Source organism: Polaromonas sp. P1_G2, assembly GCF_056405515.1.
This window is the reverse complement of the sequence record NZ_JBFUBY010001344.1, coordinates 1-419: the sequence shown is the minus strand read 5'-3', so window position 1 is coordinate 419 and position 419 is coordinate 1. Positions and strand designations below refer to the sequence as shown.

Here is a 419-nt window from a genome sequence, read left to right as displayed (position 1 = left end):
CGATAATGGCGATGTCGCCGACCACGCCGACAAACTGTTCACCAAAGTCACCTATTCGCTGAAGGATATCGAGCAAAAGCAGCTCTCGCACATCCAGACGCTGACTGCCAACGCATCCGAGCACACCCAGAATATCGAGGAAATCCTGCAGAACACTGGCTTCAAGATGCCGGATGCCAAGGACATGGCCGCCGCCCAGCCGGACGACGACAGCGCCGTCGGCGGCCCCTATGTCGCGCCGGAAACCGCCGATGAATTCGAAAACTCTCTTTCCAGCCTCGACCTAGCCCTCGACCAGCTCGAACGCGTCAAGACTTTCGCCCGCAAACTGCCCTTCGCCAACCCGGCACCCGGCCGCCAGATCACCTCGCTGTTCGGCAATCGCATCGATCCCTTCTTCGGCAAGCTCGCCATGCATC

Annotated in this window: 1 protein-coding gene; it reads left to right on the top strand. The window is 59.9% G+C overall.

What is annotated here, in order from left to right; translation table 11 throughout:
• The coding region (locus AC1D0P_RS30475) for a M23 family metallopeptidase (protein ID WP_477680143.1) at positions 1 to 419 on the top strand (419 nt) is incomplete at both ends.